This is a genomic window from Streptomyces sp. NPDC041200, from assembly GCF_055591805.1.
The window spans coordinates 296,985-311,640 of sequence record NZ_JBVIZF010000003.1; the positions used below are offsets into that span (position 1 = coordinate 296,985).

Genomic DNA, 14,656 nt, shown 5'->3' on the forward strand with positions numbered 1-14,656 from the left:
GTCAGGTGAGCGCGTCCGCCACCAGGGCGGCGGCCCTCGCCACCAGGGGGTTGTCCGTCGGGCCCTGGGGGTCGTGCTTGACCGAGAGCACCGACAGCACCAGCGGGGTGCGCTCCGGGGGCCACACGACGCCCACGTCGTTGGCCACCCCGTACGGCGCGCCGCCGCCCGTCTTGTCCGCCAGGATCCAGTCCGCGGGCAGCCCTTCGCGGAACCGCTCGGTGTTGGTGGTGTTCGCCACCAGCCAGCCGGTCAGCCTCCCGCGGTCCCCGGGGGTGAGCGCACGGCCGAGGACGAGGCGCGCGAAGGTCTTCCCGATGGCGGCGGGGCTGGTGACGTCCGTGTCCCGCCACGGCTCGGCCGAGTTCAGCTCCGGCTCCCAGCGGTCGAGCCGGGTCGTCCCGTCGCCGAGGGAACGGCAGAAGCGAGTGACGGCCGTCGGGCCGCCCAGGTCGCGGAGCAGGAGGTTCGCGGCGGCGTTGTCGCTCTCGCTGACGGCGGCGGCGCACAGCTGCTCGACGGTCAGCCCGCCCGCGATGTTCTCCGGCTCCCCGGTGACCGGGGCGTAGCCCGCCTTCCGGACGAACTCCTCGGTGTAGTGGACGCGCTTGGCGAGGAATTCGCCGTCGCGGTCCAGATCGCGCAGGACCGCGGCGGCGGCGAGCGCCTTGAAGACGGAGCAGATCGGGAAGCGCTCCTCGGCGCGGTAGGACACCGCCGCCCCGCTGGCCGGGTCGAACGCGAACACGCCCAGCCGGGCCGCGTACTCCTCCTCAAGCGCGCGCAGTCGCGCGGTGATGTCCGTGCGGGACGGTGAAGCGTATGCGCTGCCCGGTACGGACACCAGGGCCGCCAGAGCCGTACCGGCGCCCAGGGCCAGCACTTTCCGGCGGGAGGGGGCGGGTGTGGTGGGGTGCACAGGCGTCCTCGTTTCGGGTGGGTGGGGTTCGTGGTTCGTGCCGGAATCGCACGCCGTCAGTGAAGCTCCGGCGCACCGCCCTGTCGAATACACTCTCGACTCCCGTGCGATTCCATCTGGATATCCGCGCATGTCAGGGGGCTCGTTGCTGACGGAACGACATCTGGAAATCTTCGTCGCGCTGGCGGAGGAGCAGCACTTCGGCGCCGCCGCGCAGCGCGTGGGCATCACCCAGCCACCGCTGTCCCAGGGGCTTCGCCGTCTGGAGGCGCTGCTCGGCGTCCGCCTCTTCGACCGCACCCGGGGTGTCGCCCTCACCGATGAGGGGGCCCTGCTGCTGCCCCACGCGCGCCGCGCGCTGGCCGCGCTGGCGGAGCTGCGGGAGGCCGGGGCCCGGGAACGGGCCGATGGCCGGCGGCTACGGCTCGGGCTGGCCCCCGAGGTGCCGCCGTGGGTCGCGGCGGCCGTGGCCTCCGCACCGGGCCGGGCCGGGGAGGGCGGCCGTATCACGGTGGTGACGGCACCGACCGCGACGCTGCTGTCCGAGACCGCGGCGGGGCGGCTCGATGTCGCGCTGGTGCAGCATCCGGCGGTGCTCCACGGCCTGGCGGCGGGCCGCGTGGTGCTCTTCCCCACCTGGGTGCTCTCGCCCGCCGACCAACCCGCCTCGGCGCGGCTGCCCGTGGCCGTACGCCCGAGGGAGGAGGCTCCGGCGGCGTACGACCTGTTCGTGGACACCCTGGCCAGCCGCGGGCGGCGGGTGGAGACCGTCACGGTCACCGACGAACGCGCCGGGCTCGCCCTGGTGGCGGCGGGACAGGCGGTGCTGGTCACGGCCGACCACACGCTGACCGCCCACGGCATCGAGCGCACCCGGGCCGTCGATCCGCCACTGCCGCTGCGGCTGCGGGTGGTGTGGGACGCCCGGCAGCCGGACGGCGAGGGGACCGAGCGGACGGCGCGGCTGCTGGTGGAGGCCCTGTCGCTGCAGGCGGCGGCGCAGGCGGCGGCCCTCGACGTGGCATCGGCACCGGCACAGGCGGCGCGATGAGCAGGGCCAATGACGGGGCCGGGGGCGGGGCCACCGGCTGGGAGGCCCGGGCGCGGCGCGCGATCCGCGGCATGTTCGCCGACGCCGGGGTCCGCGGCTGGCTCCACGTGGCCGATCTGCACCGCCCCGAGGCGTGCGTGGCGATCGACCCCGACGAGCCGGTCCCGGTCGGCTCCGTCTACAAGGTGCCGCTGATGGTCGCCTTCTGCCGACTCGTGGACGCCGGAACGCTCGATCCGCGCGAGCGGATGACGCTCGGCCCCTCCGACCGGATGCCCGGGCCCACCGGCATCTCCATCCTGCGGGACGACATCACCCTCTCCCTGCGCGACCTGGTCGTCCTCATGATGAGCGTCTCCGACAACACCGCCGCCGACGCGGTGCTGCGCCGGGTCGGCACCGAGGCGGTCGACGCGGTGTGCCGGGACCTCGGCCTGCCGTTCACCCGTATCCACGGCGGAGTGGCCACCACGTTCGCGCAGTTGATGGCGGAGACCGGGACCGAGTCGCTGGGCGCGGCGATGCGGCACCTCGCGGACAACGACGCGACCGTTCCGCCCGTCGTCTACAGCCCCCTCCTCAAGGCCTCCGCCACGCCCTCGGACATGGCCCGGCTGCTGCGCGCCATCTGGACCGGCCGGGCGGCGTCCGCCGACAGTTGCGCGTTCATGCGCGACGCCATGGGCAGGCAGGCGTGGACGCACCGGCTCGCCTCCGGGTTTCCGTACGACGACGTGACGGTGTCGGGGAAGACCGGGACGTTCGGGTCGATGCGCCACGAGGCCGGAGTGATCGAACTCGCCGACGGCAGCGCGTACACCGCCGTGGTGTTCACCCAGGCGGCGCGCGCCGACAGCCGGTTGCCGCGCGCCGACGCGGTCATCGGCGCCGCCGCCCGTACCGCCGTGGAGGAGCTGCGCGGCAACGAGGGCACGTAGGCGTCATGCGGGGCCCTCGCCCGGCTCCGGCTCCGGCTCCTCCAGCAGTGCGCGCACCTCCTCGGCGGACGTCTCCCGAAGCTCCTCGCCGACGAGCAGCCAGCGGGTGATGCCGACCGATGCGAGGAACGGCAGGTCGTGACCGGCGATCAGCAGCGCGCCCCGGTACGCCGCGAGCGCGCTGGTCAGCTGGCGCACACTGGCCAGGTCGAGGTTGTTGGTGGGCTCGTCCAGCATCAGCAGCTGCGGGGCCGGGGCGGCGAGCATGGTGGCCGCGAGGGCGGCCCGGAAGCGCTCACCGCCGGAGAGGGTGCCCGCGGGCTGTTCGGCGCGCGCGCCCTTGAAGAGGAAGCGGGCGAGCTGGGAGCGGATGTGGTTGTCGGTGACGCCGGGCGCCATGCGGGACACGTTGGCCGCTACGCTCAGCGCGTCGTCCAGCACGTCCAGGCGCTGGGGCAGGAACCGCAGCGGTACGAGGGCCGTGGCCTCGCCGGACAGCGGGCCCACCTCCCCGGCGAGGGTGCGCAGGAGTGTCGTCTTTCCCGCCCCGTTGCGGCCGACGAGGGCGATGCGTTCGGGGCCGCGCACCGTGAGTTCGGCCCCGCGCAACCGGCCGAAGCGGGGGCGCAGCGCGCTCAGGTTCAGCACGGTGCGGCCCGCGGGGACGGCGGTGTGCGGCAGGTCCACCCGGATCTCGGCGTCCTCGCGGACCGCCTCCGCGGCCTCCTCGCGCCGCTCGCGCGCCTCCCGCAGCCGGTCCTCGTGCAGTCCGCGCAGCCCCGCCGCCGACTCCTGGGCGGACCGCTTGTGCATCCCCGCGACGATGCGCGGGGCCCGCCGCTGGGCGTCCATCTTCTTGCTGTGCCGCTCCCGGCGGGCCACCTTGACCTGGGTTTCCTCCAGTTCGCGCTTCTGGCGGCGGACGTCCGCCTCGGCGGCCCGCAGCTGGCGCTCGGCCGCCTCCTGCTGGACGGCCAGGGCCTCCTGGTACACGGACCAGCCGCCCCCGTACCAGCCGACCTCCCCGGACCGCAGCTCGGCGATCCGATCCACCCGCTCCAGCAGGTCACGGTCGTGGCTGACGACGATCAGCACGCCGGAGCGCCAGGAGTCGACGGCCTCGTAGAGCCTGCGGCGCGCGAACAGGTCGAGGTTGTTGGTCGGCTCGTCGAGCAGCAGCACATCGGGGCGCTCCAGCAGCAGTGCGGCCAGCCGCAGCAGGACGGTCTCCCCGCCGGACATCTCGCCCACGGTGCGGTCCAGTCCGAGGCCGCCGAGCCCGAGCGAGCCGAGTGTCGCCAGCGCCCGTTCCTCGACGTCCCAGTCGTCGCCGACCGTCTCGAAGTGTTCCGTGCTCACGTCCCCGGACTCGATGGCCCGCACCGCGGCGCGGCGCTCGGCGATGCCGAGCGCGGCGTCGACGCGGAGCGCGGTGTCGAGGGTGATGTTCTGCGGCAGATAGGCGCGGCTGCCGCCGATGGTCACCGACCCGTGGGAGGGGCGCAGTTGACCGGCCAGCAGCCGCAACAGGGTGGATTTACCGGTGCCGTTGGAGCCCACCAGCCCGGTACGGCCCCGGCCGACGCCGAGGGACAGCCCGTCGAAGAGCGTCGTGCCGTCGGGCCACTGGAAGGTCAGGTTGGAGCAGGTCACGGCGGCGCCGGACGTGGGGGTATCAGCCATGGTGTTCTCGCAGTCGTCAGCGCTGGGGCAGGGGCGTCGTATGCGAGCACCACGCGGCGGCCAAGCCGGGAGGAGCGGGGGTGCGGTGCCTGTCGGGGTGAGGGACGGCTCATGCACCGAGGTCGCCACACGCGTACGGCAACGCCGTACCACGCGGTGATCGCGAACCTCAGATGCGCAACGTCCACCTCTATCGGAGACAACAGGACGCGGTCACGATAGCGCAGCCGCCCGGCCAGGGCACCGCGTTTTCGGCCGGCCGGGCCGCCGGCTCACACCAGGGCTCTCAGCGCCTCGCTCACGGCCGCGATCCCCGGGGCCGGGCGGCCGGGGAGCCGTGCCACGAGAATCCGGCGCACCTCCGGGGGCGCGCCCTCGACGCGCAGCAGGCTCACGCCCTGCGGCAGCACCGGCGCCATGCGGGACTCAGACCGGCGGGGGTGAGCCGCACCCCGTCGAAGTGGCGCTCGAACAGGACGGCGCCCGCGCTCCGTTCGAGGGCCGCCGCCTGGCGCGAGACCGCCGACTGGGTGTAGCCCAGCCGGGTGGCCGCCGCGGTGAAGCTGCCCGACTCCGCGACCTGGCGCAGGACCCGCAGAGCGGTACTGGAGAAGTCCATGCGACCTACGCATACCAGATATGCCAGATCGTCGCTTGGCGCATGGGCCCCGCCTTCCTAACCTCGCAACAGACCGAGTGAACGACCAAGGAGGTCGGCAGGTGCGCGCAGCGGTTCTGACGGAGTTCGGTGCCCCGCTCACGGTGCGGGAGGTCCCCGACCCCGGGGCGGGCGGCGGCGAGGTGCTGGTGCGGGTCCTCGCCGCCGGTGTCCTCCCGTACGCCGGGGAGGTCTTCGGCGGCGGGCGCGACCGTCGCCTGCGCCGCCGCGCACGGCGGGCCGTTCGACCGCACCGTCCTCACCCCGTCGTCCGGCGGCTGACGGGTTCCGGCATCCGTCAGCCGGGCCCGGTCGCCATCGCCGCGACGCGGCGGGCGAGCCGGGTGGCGGCCTCGCGCAGCTCCGGGGGGTCCAGGATCTGCGCCTCGAAGGGCAGGCGGGCCACGTGGACGGCGAGCCAGTCCAGGTCGTCGCCGCCCGCGACGAGTACGCACCAGCCGTCGCGGTCGTCCTCGACGCGCCCCACCTGGGGCGGGACCAGCTCGCGTACGCGGTCGGGCGGGGCGTGCAGGCGGACGCGGGCGACGTGGCGGTACGGGGCGCCGGTCACGGACTGCTGCACATAGGCGACCGGGTCGGGGTGCTCGCGCGGACGGAAGCGCCAGGTCGTCGCCGCCGCCTCGCGCATCCGGTCCAGCCGGAAGGTGCGCCAGTCGGCGCGGTCGGTGTCCCAGGCCATCAGGTACCAGCGGCGGCCGGTGGTGACCATCCGTACCGGCTCGACCGTGCGCTCGCGCTCGTCGCGGCCACGGGCGGCGTACCGGAACCGCACCCGCACCGCGTCGCGGCAGGCCCGCGCGAGGGTCACCAGCAGTTCGGCGTCGATCTCGACGCCGGGGCCGACCAGTGTCTCGGTGGCGCCGTGCACCGCCCGCACCTCGGCGCGCAGCCGGGGCGGCATCACCTGGTCGAGCTTGGTGAGCGCCCGCAGCGCCGCCTCGCCCGCCCCGGTGACCGTGCCGCCGGACGCCAGCCGCAGGGACACCGCGGTCGCGATCGCCTCCTCGTCGTCGAGGAGCAGCGGCGGCAGTCGGGTGCCCGCGCCGAGCTGGTAGCCGCCGCCGACGCCCGGCGCCGCGTGGACGGGGTAGCCGAGCGTACGCAGCCGCTCCACGTCGCGGCGCACCGAGCGGTCGGTGACGCCCAGCTCGGTGGCGAGTTCGGCGGCGGTCCACGACGCCCGGCGCTGGAGCAGCGCCAGCAGCCGCAGCACCCGTTCGGTCGTCCCCTCGACGGTCATGTCCTCATCGTTCCACCGATCGCGGAAGGAAGCTGTCCGCTATCTGCGGAAGGCTGGACTCATGACCGACCAGACGTGGAACACCCTGCTGCGCGACCAGATCGGCTGGCACTGGAGCTATCAGCTGCGGGACCGGCTCGAGGGACTCACCGACGCCGAGTACTTCTGGGAGCCGGTGCCCGACTGCTGGAACGTGCGCCCGCGCGGCACCGGCACCGCCCCCGTACAGGCCGGGTCCGGCGCGATGACCATCGACTTCGCGATGCCGGAGCCCGACCCGCCGCCGTTCTCGACGATCGCCTGGCGTCTCGGGCACGTGATCGTCGGCGTCCTGGCGATGCGCAACGCCTCGCACTTCGGCCGCACCCCCACCGACTACCAGTCGTATCCGTACGCCGCGACCGCGGCCGAGGCGCTCGCCCAGCTCGACGCGGAGTACGCCACCTGGCAGGCCGGGGTCGAGGCCCTCGGCGAATCCGGCCTCGCCCGCCCCTGCGGGAAGGCGGAGGGTCCGTACGCCGACCTTCCGATGGCGGCGCTCGTGCTGCACATCAACCGGGAGATGATCCACCATCTGTCCGAGGTGTGTCTGCTGCGCGACCTGTATCTGCACACCCACCGGACCCCACGGGAGGCGAGCTGAGATGGCCCGCGACATCCAGATCACCTACGACTGCGCCGACCCGGCCGGGCTGGCCGCGTTCTGGGCCGAGGCCCTGGCCTACCGGGTGCAGGACGCGCCCGAGGGCTTCGACTCCTGGGACCAGGCCCTGGCGGCGATGGGCGTGCCGCCCGAGAGACGCAACGACGCCTCGGCCCTGGTCGACCCGGAGGGCGCCGGGCCGCGGCTGTTCTTCCAGCGGGTGCCGGAGGGCAAGCGGGCCAAGAACCGCGTGCACCTCGACGTACGGGCCGCCCCCGGGCTCGAAGGCGACGCGCGGATGGCGGCCCTGGAGGCGGAGGCCGAACGGCTCGTCTCCCACGGCGCCACGCGCCTGGAGCGCCACGAGCCCGCTCCCCCGCTCTTCACCGGCCACCTCGTGATGGCCGACCCGGAGGGCAACGAGTTCTGCCTCGACTGACCGGCCGGGGAGTACGGGAAGGGCCTCGCGCCGTGGCGCGAGGCCCTGGGTGCCGGACGGCTAGCCGCTGGGCTAGCCGTTCGGGACGCGCAGCTTGTCCCAGCTCTTCTCACCCGGGATGCCGTCGGCGTCATCGCCGGAGAAGCCCAGCTTCCGCTGCCACGCCGCGTACGACTCCTTGTCGGCGTCCGTCCACTGCGGGCCCGGACCCTCCCCGTAGTGGTCGCAGTCCTCGGCGACGAGCCGCTTCCCCATCGCGGTGACGATCTCGCTGTCCCGGCCGTCACGGAAGAAGTCGGCGCCCGGGAAGGGCACGTACTCCGCCGGGGGCTGGGGCTTCGTCTCGTCGGCGCTCTCCGGCGCGGTGCTGTCCGGCTTGGCGCCGAGCCGCTCGCCGACGCGCGTGCGCAGGGAGTCCATCGTGAAGCCGCGGGGGTCCGACTTCCCCGGCTGCCACTCCAGGTGGCCGATCACGGACCGCTCGCTCCAGCCGTGCGCGCGGCACAGGGCCGCGGAGACCTTCTCGATCGCCAGCTTCTGCTCCTCCGGCCACGGGTCCTCACCGTCACCGAGGTTGACGCATTCGAAGCCGTAGAAGCGGGCGTTGCCGTCCTCCTCGGCCTCGTTGTCCTCTGGCAGCTCGGTCTCGTTGATCACCGCGTTCAGGACGTCGCTGTCGCCGAGGCCCGCGTGGTTGGCGCGGCCGTTGCCGACGAGGTGGATCTCGCCCTTCTTGTCGATGACGCCGTGGCACAGCGGCCCGGGGAGGTCCGCGTGGCCGTCGTAGCAGAGTTGGACGGAACTCTCGGTGCCCGAGGTGACGGTGTGGTGGATCATGACGCCGTTCACCGGCCCCCACGGGCCCTTGTCGTCGCGGTTGTGCGAGCGCCAGTCGCGCACTTCGTGGACGGTCAGCCCCTCGTCACGCAGGGCCTTCAGAAGACTGTCGGCGCTCAGGGGTGTTGCCATGGGATGTGCTCCTTCGGTGCCTCTGGTCGTCCTGTACAGACGCCGTGAGGGTGTCCGTCAGTTGCGGTCCCCGGCTTCCGTCTCCGCCTTCAGATCAGCTCCAGGACCCGCACCCCGTACGCGTCCAGTCCGATGTCCGCGACCGGTTCGCCCGTCGCTAGGTCGTGCAGACGGCCGTCCGCCGACGGGCGCGCCGTCAGCGGCTCCGGGGACTGGCTGATCAGCCACACGAAGCGCCGCCCGTCCTCGTGCACCAGCACATCGGCGCCGACGTACGGGGTGCCGACCGTCACCGGGCGGGACACACCGGCGAGGTCGGCGAGCGCCTCGTACAGCCGGTGGGTCTGCTCGGGGTTGGCGCGGTCGGTGCGGGCCGCCATGTGCTCCAGCGGGTAGGTGGCCAGCACGGTGCGGCCGTGGCCGGTGTCGTGGACCAGGAGCGCGGGGCGGCCGCCGTCCAAAGGCTGATCGCACGCGCCCGGTCGTTACGTGGCCAGAGCGGCCAGGTAGTCGTCCAGCAGCTCGACTTGCCGCGCTGGCGGGAACGCCGCCGGGTCGAACAGCGCCTGCACCACCAGGCCGAGCACGAAGGACTGCGCCCCGGCCGCGATGCGCGCGGGGTCGCCGGGGGCCAGCTCGCCCAACTCCTGGGCCGCGGCCACCCGCTCGCCCAGCCGCTCGCGGCTTTGGCCGTACTTGCGGGCGTAGTCGGCGCTCAGGCCGGTGTCGGAGAGCGCGGCGTCCCAGGAGGACACCCAGACGCGGTTGCTGTCGGTGGCCTCGGGGGTCAGCGGCAGGATGTCCAGCAGCGCGCCCCTGAGCGCGGCCAGACCGTCGCCCGTCTGACGGCGGGGGCGGGAGATGGTGCGCTGTTCGAGCAGGTCGAGGGCGTACTCCACCAAGGCGTTCTTGGTGGGGAAGTAGTGCGTGAGCAGCCCGGTGGTCGCCCCGAGTTCGGCGGCGACGGCGCGCAGCGTCAGCCCGGCGAAGCCGCGCGTGGCCATGACCTGCCAGACCGCTTCGGAGACGTCGCGTCGGCGGGCCTCGTGATCTCCCTTGGTACGTGGCATGCCGCCACGGTACATTTTCATAACACCTGTTACGTGAATGGGGAGGCCCTGATGTTCTCGCTGCCGCTGCGCGACGGTGCTCGCCTCGGTCCGCTGGAGGTCTGGCACGCCGAGGAGTTCGCCGACCACCTGGACCGGGCCCGCGAACACATCCGCCCCTGGGTCGGCCCCACGTTCGTCACCGACGACGTGGACGGGGCGCGCGCCACCCTCCAGCGGTACGCCGAACGCCAGGCCGCCGACGGCGCCCGCCTCTGCGGCATCTGGCGGGGCGGCGTACTGGTCGGCGGCGTGATGTTCACCGATGTCCACGCCGCCTTCGGCTCGTGCGAGATCGGCTGCTGGCTGGAGCCGTCCGCCGAGGGCCACGGTCTGATCACACCGGCGTGTGCCGCGCTGCTGGACTGGGCCTTCACGACCCGGGGCCTGCACCGCGCCGAGTGGCACTGCCGAGCCGACAACAACCGCAGCTCGGCGGTGGCCAGGCGGCTCGGCATGACGCTGGAGGGCGTACGGCGCGAGGCCTGGCCGTACGAGGGCGTGCGCTACGACAAACAACTCTGGGCGATCCTCGCCCCCGAATGGCTCTCGCCGGACGAGTCGGCCGTAACGCCGGGCCCTGTCCCGCGACGGGCTTGATCAAGCCCAGCCCCTGGCGCCGAGGCGCCGGATCGGCACTCGGCACAGCCCAAGGCGTGGCCGAGGAACCGCCTCCAGGGCGTACGGGTGGGGCGCATGACGGGCTCCCGGCGGGCCTTCTTCCAGAAAGCCTTCACGACTGTCGCCTGATGGGCTCGCGGCGGGCGAGGAGGCTGTCGAACGGGTCGCGCTGTTTCGGGAAGTCGGGTGCGCAGCCGGGGCAGGCGTAGACGGTGCCGCCGCCGGCGCTCGCGCCGTACCCGATCGCGACGACGACCGGTTCCCTGGTGGGCGTCTGACAGCGGGCGCAGACCTGGGAAGTCACGGGGCCGTCGCCTCCCCGGAGGACTCGGCGGCGATCGCCCACGCCAGGGCCTCGCGGAGCCGGTTGGCGTCGGTCAGGTACCGGTTGGGGCCCACTGGGACGCGCCAGTGGAGGCGCGGTCCTTCTGTCCAATCCCCGGGCGGCGCGCCTACGTAGGTGGTCCCGGCGCCGTGCCCGCCGAGAGCGTGGATCCCACGCCGCAGGCGCCGCCACTGCTGGGCGCTTCCCGTGTGGATGAGCCAGTACATGACGCCGTAGTCGGCGATGACGGCACCGGTCTCGTCTCCGAGTAATTCCAGGGCTCGTTCGCCGATCTCGACGGGGGCGCGTACCACGTCCCAGTACGGGCCGACCTTGACCATCTCGACCTCGCCACGCGGCGGGGTCCATGGCCTGGCCGCGGGTTGAGTAAACGTCATGCAGAAACCTCCGGCGGGTGCGTTTCGCCTCGTGTATGCAGACAAACGCGACTCCCCGGCCGCCGTCTCAGGCGCATGCGGCACACGCTGCACGTATGCGGAACCTGCATACGCAAGCGACCCGGGCCACTACTGTGGGTATCCATCGTCGAGCCACACCACCGCACACCAGGACCGGACATGGTGCAGTCAGCGAACCACCACGCAGGTGAGGCCATCGCCGCCGCCCGCCACGAACGCGGCTGGACCCAGCAGCATCTGGCCGATGTGTGCGGGTACAGCCAGAGCACGATCAGCCGTCTGGAACGCGGCCGACAGTCCGCGCGCGACATCGAGGTGCTTGCTCTCGTCGCCGACCGGCTCGGTATGGCCCCTTCCGAAGTCGGGCTCGCCGGAGAGGCCCCGCACCATCCCGACGTGAAACGTCGTGACTTCCTGGGCACAACGGCAGCAGCAAGTCTGGGGATCCTTCCCCTCCAGGCCAGCGCCGCGCCCCGCCGCCGCCCGGTCAACCCCGCTGTCGTTGGCCACCTCCAGCAGCTCCGCGCCACCTTGGTCCAGTCAGACGGGCTTTACGGACCGCACGCCGCGATCAGCGCCGTCCACGACCACCTCACGGTCATCGAGCAGCAACTGCTGCCCGCAGCCCGTGGTCCCCTCCGCCGGGAGATCCTCAAAACCGGTGCGGAGTGGGCCGAGTTCGCCGGTTGGCTGTACGAGGATCTCGGCCGCCCCGAGCAGTCCCTGTGGTGGTCCGACCGGGCGATGGAATGGGCTCAGGAAGCCGACGATCCCGTGCGCCAAGCTTTCATTCTGATGCGCAAGGCGCAGCAGTCCGTCGGGCTCGGACAGCGGCAGCGGGCCATCGGCCTGGCGGCGGCGGCCCTGCGAGTCCGTGGCGACGTGCCCGCACGTATCCGCGCCTCCGCCCACCTTCAAGCAGCACATGGCCACGCTCTCCTCGGAGGCGAGCTGCCAGCCCTCCGCGCGCTCGACGCCGCCCAGGAACTCGTCGACGGCGACGAAGCGGTAAACGATCAGCTCGGCGGCTACTGCAATGACGCCTACGCCGACGCCCAGCGCGCCACGTGCCATCTGCGCCTGGGAAACCCGACGAACGCCGTGGCCACCTACCAGCAGGCCTTAAAACGCTGGCCCGCCATATACCAACGTGAACGCGGCCTGCATCTGGCCCGGCTCGCCAACGCACACGCCGCCCACCGGGCCCCGGACGCAGCCTGTACCGCCGCCATGGAAGCGCTGAACATCAGCCGTGAGACGGAGTCGCGCCGGACAACCGAAGAGCTTCGCCGGGTGGTGACCAGCCTGACGCCATGGCGACGTACGGCGATGGTGCGCGACCTGACGGATGCCATCGCCGCGGTGTGACTAGGCTGCCCGGAACCAAGATCTGCTGGAGGAGCCCATGCACATCAGCGAGTTGGTCGGCGCCGACGAGTGGCACGCCGTCGAAGGGCGGCCGTACGTCGTCTACAAGTACGCGGCCACGCTGGACGGGCGGATCGCCGCGGCGGACAGCACCAGCCAGTGGATCACCAGCGCCGAGTCCCGGGCAGAGGTCCACGCGCTGCGCGCGGCATGCCAGGCGACGGTGGTCGGTTCCGGCACCCAGCAGGCCGACAACCCCCACCTCGCCGTCCGCTCGGCGAAGGACGACCCGGAGCTGAAGGTGGCCGTGCCGGTCGACGAGCAGCCGTGGCGCGTCATCGTCGACAGCAACGCGCGGACACCCGCCGCCGCCCGGGTGCTGGACGACGCGGCCCCCACGATCATCGCCGTCGCCGACGACGCGGACGCCACGCACCTGGACGACGTGGCGACCGTCCTCCGGCTCCCCCGAGCGAAGGAGGGCCTGGACCTTCACGCGCTGCTGCGCGAGCTGGACGGGCGGGGCGTGCGCGGCATGTTCCTCGAGGGCGGCCCGACCCTGGCCGCATCGTTCGTGTCGGCCGGGCTGGTCGACCGCATGATCGCCTACATCGCGCCCGCGCTCCTGGGCCGTGGCAAGAGCGCGCTGCAGGGCGGCACCATCGAGACGATGGACGACATCCTGCGATGCGAGCTGGTGGACGTCTCCCGCTCCGGACCGGATGTCCGACTGGTCGCCCGGCCGAAGAGCCCGCAGGCCAGCGAATGAGGGCCGGGTGTGCAACGCCCTCTGGAACCCCCTCAGAACCCCCTGGGAGTTATGCAGAAGCGCTCTCCACCCGGTTTGACCAGGTGGGGAGCGATGGCGGCGGACGAGTCGGCCTGTATGGGAGCATCACCTCAGCGCTACCACCTGCGGGAACAGCCGGGCGGCCGCCTCCGTGGCTACTTTGGTGGCCACTTACGCTTCCTGCCCGGCCCGCGCCTGAGCCGTGCGTGTCCTTTCTCCACGCAGCGCACAGGGACGACGGCACCGTCGGCACGCAGCGACACCACGCCGTCGCTATGGAGATGGCCCGCGAACCAGACCTGCGCCCTCCCAGCCGGTGGTCGGCGCAGAACGAGCTGCGTGCGCAAGGCCTCGTTACCGGTGACCAGCACGACAGCACGCCCACGGTGCCGTATCTCGACATTCAGCGTGCGCCAGGGCTGACCGTCGCCCCGCACGTTCCTCTGCAGCTTGAAGCGGGTCCGCAAACGCTGGAAGGCCGGGACCACGGTGGCGAGCAGCAGCATGCCGAGGCCCTTGGCGCCGGCGACGGTGTAGGGCCCGAGCGAGAGCAGCCCGAGGAAGGGTACCGGCGCGACGACCAGAACGGCCGCACCTCGCAGCAACAGCAGCCGCATCGAGCGGCGCGTGGCCGGAAAGGACAAGGCCGGGCCCGGTGGTGGTGCGGGAGCCCGCACCATGGGGATACGGTCCGATGCCTCGGCCGGACGGGCGAGTTCCGACACGGGCACACCTGCCTTGAGGGCTCGTGTCAGCGCTTCGTCAGAGGCCAGGCCCGTCTCCGTGACGGTGGTGCCCCGCCCTACCGCGCGCGGAACCTCCAGCATGCGCTGCGGCCCGCGCTTGCCCGGTACCGCGAGGATGGCCCGGAAACGCGGATCCCCGGCGAACCACAACGTCCCGATCTCCGCCTTGGCTTCGCGCCCCGCCTGCGGGGACATCCGCTCAAGCCACCAGCGGGTGCGCCGACTGTGATCCAGGTAGACCCGTACCCAAGATTCCGGTCTATCCGGATCCGGAACCTGGAACCAGGGCGTTCCGCGATGGGCGGAATGGAGCTGACCGTTCGAGTGCGGAAGGCCCCTCTCATGGACCTGCCACGGATAGGTGCGCAGAATGCGGCGCAGCTCGAACATGCGCCTGACTCGGGGGACTTGAAGGACGCAGACTCCGTAGATTCCGGCGACGAAGTGCGTCATCCCCAGAATCCAGATCAACCACAACGGCGTGGGCAAGATGACGAAGAAGACGACGACGCTTGCCACAAGTCCGAGAGGCACGCCAAGGAGATGGAGCGCGAGGCGGACCTGGCAGGCACGACGGGTGGCTGCGTGCTGCCAGGCAGTGTCACCGGTGGCGGGAGAGGGCACAATGCTGGAGTGACGGGTCACAGGAGGATCGGCGGGGTGTCTCATACTGTCTCTCTGCGGTAATGAATTGTCATTCGCTACTGCCACGACCTT

Annotated in this window: 16 protein-coding genes and 2 pseudogenes; 7 read left to right on the plus strand and 11 right to left on the minus strand. The window is 72.5% G+C overall.

What is annotated here, in order from left to right:
• Nucleotide 1: 1 nt before the first annotated feature.
• Entirely contained in the window at nucleotides 2–919 is a 918-nt protein-coding gene (gene bla, locus ACZ6CL_RS10975) for a class A beta-lactamase (protein WP_468934023.1), read from the minus strand.
• 145 nt (nucleotides 920–1,064) lie between these two features.
• Here bla and ACZ6CL_RS10980 point away from each other — a divergent pair, with 145 nt between their 5' ends.
• Nucleotides 1,065–1,970 carry a LysR family transcriptional regulator gene (locus ACZ6CL_RS10980; RefSeq protein WP_468934026.1) on the plus strand — a complete coding sequence of 302 codons (906 nt, stop codon included), beginning with the start codon at nucleotides 1,065–1,067 and terminating at the stop codon, nucleotides 1,968–1,970.
• Nucleotides 1,967–2,908: a serine hydrolase gene (locus ACZ6CL_RS10985; protein WP_468934029.1), complete on the plus strand. Its 942-nt coding sequence runs from the start codon at nucleotides 1,967–1,969 to the stop codon at nucleotides 2,906–2,908. Before ACZ6CL_RS10980 ends, ACZ6CL_RS10985 begins: the two co-directional genes overlap by 4 nt.
• Before the next feature lie 3 nt (nucleotides 2,909–2,911).
• Here ACZ6CL_RS10985 and ACZ6CL_RS10990 read toward each other — a convergent pair whose 3' ends face one another.
• The 4 genes and pseudogenes from ACZ6CL_RS10990 to ACZ6CL_RS11005 form a co-directional block, all read right to left on the minus strand.
• Complete coding sequence (locus tag ACZ6CL_RS10990) at nucleotides 2,912–4,591, minus strand: ATP-binding cassette domain-containing protein (protein WP_468934032.1); 1,680 nt, start codon at nucleotides 4,589–4,591, stop codon at nucleotides 2,912–2,914.
• A 272-nt stretch (nucleotides 4,592–4,863) separates the two neighbouring features.
• Nucleotides 4,864–5,001 carry a hypothetical protein gene (locus ACZ6CL_RS10995; RefSeq protein ID WP_468934035.1) on the minus strand — a complete coding sequence of 46 codons (138 nt, stop codon included), beginning with the start codon at nucleotides 4,999–5,001 and terminating at the stop codon, nucleotides 4,864–4,866.
• Nucleotides 5,002–5,015: 14 nt separating this feature from the next.
• Nucleotides 5,016–5,210 (minus strand): annotated as a pseudogene (locus ACZ6CL_RS11000) (helix-turn-helix domain-containing protein); the annotation flags it as partial.
• Between the two features lie 337 nt (nucleotides 5,211–5,547).
• The gene (locus ACZ6CL_RS11005; RefSeq protein WP_468934037.1) at nucleotides 5,548–6,510 is read right to left on the minus strand and encodes a helix-turn-helix transcriptional regulator; all 963 of its coding nucleotides are present in this window, start codon (nucleotides 6,508–6,510) and stop codon (nucleotides 5,548–5,550) included.
• A 61-nt stretch (nucleotides 6,511–6,571) separates the two neighbouring features.
• Between ACZ6CL_RS11005 and ACZ6CL_RS11010 the strand changes: the two genes are divergently transcribed.
• Both ACZ6CL_RS11010 and ACZ6CL_RS11015 read left to right on the plus strand, forming a co-directional pair.
• Entirely contained in the window at nucleotides 6,572–7,153 is a 582-nt protein-coding gene (locus ACZ6CL_RS11010) for a DinB family protein (protein ID WP_468934039.1), read from the plus strand.
• A 1-nt stretch (nucleotide 7,154) separates the two neighbouring features.
• On the plus strand, nucleotides 7,155–7,592 hold the full coding sequence (locus ACZ6CL_RS11015; protein ID WP_468934042.1) for a VOC family protein: 438 nt from the start codon (nucleotides 7,155–7,157) through the stop codon (nucleotides 7,590–7,592).
• A 72-nt stretch (nucleotides 7,593–7,664) separates the two neighbouring features.
• Here the strand turns inward: ACZ6CL_RS11015 and ACZ6CL_RS11020 are convergent, their stop codons facing one another.
• The 3 genes and pseudogenes from ACZ6CL_RS11020 to ACZ6CL_RS11030 form a co-directional block, all read right to left on the minus strand.
• A complete protein-coding gene (locus ACZ6CL_RS11020) occupies nucleotides 7,665–8,561 on the minus strand; it encodes a peptidoglycan-binding protein (RefSeq protein ID WP_468934045.1) in 897 nt (298 codons plus the stop codon).
• A gap of 89 nt (nucleotides 8,562–8,650) precedes the next feature.
• Nucleotides 8,651–9,013 (minus strand): annotated as a pseudogene (locus tag ACZ6CL_RS11025) (beta-mannosidase); the annotation flags it as partial.
• Between the two features lie 33 nt (nucleotides 9,014–9,046).
• Nucleotides 9,047–9,631 (minus strand): TetR/AcrR family transcriptional regulator, encoded by a 585-nt coding sequence (locus ACZ6CL_RS11030; protein WP_468934048.1) that lies wholly within the window; start codon nucleotides 9,629–9,631, stop codon nucleotides 9,047–9,049.
• A 51-nt stretch (nucleotides 9,632–9,682) separates the two neighbouring features.
• Here ACZ6CL_RS11030 and ACZ6CL_RS11035 point away from each other — a divergent pair, with 51 nt between their 5' ends.
• Nucleotides 9,683–10,270 carry a GNAT family N-acetyltransferase gene (locus ACZ6CL_RS11035; RefSeq protein WP_468935199.1) on the plus strand — a complete coding sequence of 196 codons (588 nt, stop codon included), beginning with the start codon at nucleotides 9,683–9,685 and terminating at the stop codon, nucleotides 10,268–10,270.
• Between the two features lie 133 nt (nucleotides 10,271–10,403).
• Here ACZ6CL_RS11035 and ACZ6CL_RS11040 read toward each other — a convergent pair whose 3' ends face one another.
• Both ACZ6CL_RS11040 and ACZ6CL_RS11045 read right to left on the minus strand, forming a co-directional pair.
• Complete coding sequence (locus tag ACZ6CL_RS11040) at nucleotides 10,404–10,595, minus strand: hypothetical protein (protein ID WP_468934051.1); 192 nt, start codon at nucleotides 10,593–10,595, stop codon at nucleotides 10,404–10,406.
• The gene (locus tag ACZ6CL_RS11045; protein ID WP_468934053.1) at nucleotides 10,592–11,014 is read right to left on the minus strand and encodes a hypothetical protein; all 423 of its coding nucleotides are present in this window, start codon (nucleotides 11,012–11,014) and stop codon (nucleotides 10,592–10,594) included. The genes ACZ6CL_RS11040 and ACZ6CL_RS11045 overlap by 4 nt, the downstream gene beginning before the upstream one ends.
• Before the next feature lie 180 nt (nucleotides 11,015–11,194).
• Here ACZ6CL_RS11045 and ACZ6CL_RS11050 point away from each other — a divergent pair, with 180 nt between their 5' ends.
• Both ACZ6CL_RS11050 and ribD read left to right on the plus strand, forming a co-directional pair.
• Nucleotides 11,195–12,403, plus strand: coding sequence for a helix-turn-helix domain-containing protein (locus ACZ6CL_RS11050; protein ID WP_468934056.1), 1,209 nt, complete (start codon nucleotides 11,195–11,197; stop codon nucleotides 12,401–12,403).
• 37 nt (nucleotides 12,404–12,440) lie between these two features.
• On the plus strand, nucleotides 12,441–13,172 hold the full coding sequence (gene ribD, locus ACZ6CL_RS11055; RefSeq protein WP_468934058.1) for a bifunctional diaminohydroxyphosphoribosylaminopyrimidine deaminase/5-amino-6-(5-phosphoribosylamino)uracil reductase RibD: 732 nt from the start codon (nucleotides 12,441–12,443) through the stop codon (nucleotides 13,170–13,172).
• A gap of 176 nt (nucleotides 13,173–13,348) precedes the next feature.
• Here the strand turns inward: ribD and ACZ6CL_RS11060 are convergent, their stop codons facing one another.
• Nucleotides 13,349–14,458: a hypothetical protein gene (locus ACZ6CL_RS11060; protein ID WP_468934061.1), complete on the minus strand. Its 1,110-nt coding sequence runs from the start codon at nucleotides 14,456–14,458 to the stop codon at nucleotides 13,349–13,351.
• Between the last annotated feature and the right edge of the window lie 198 nt (nucleotides 14,459–14,656).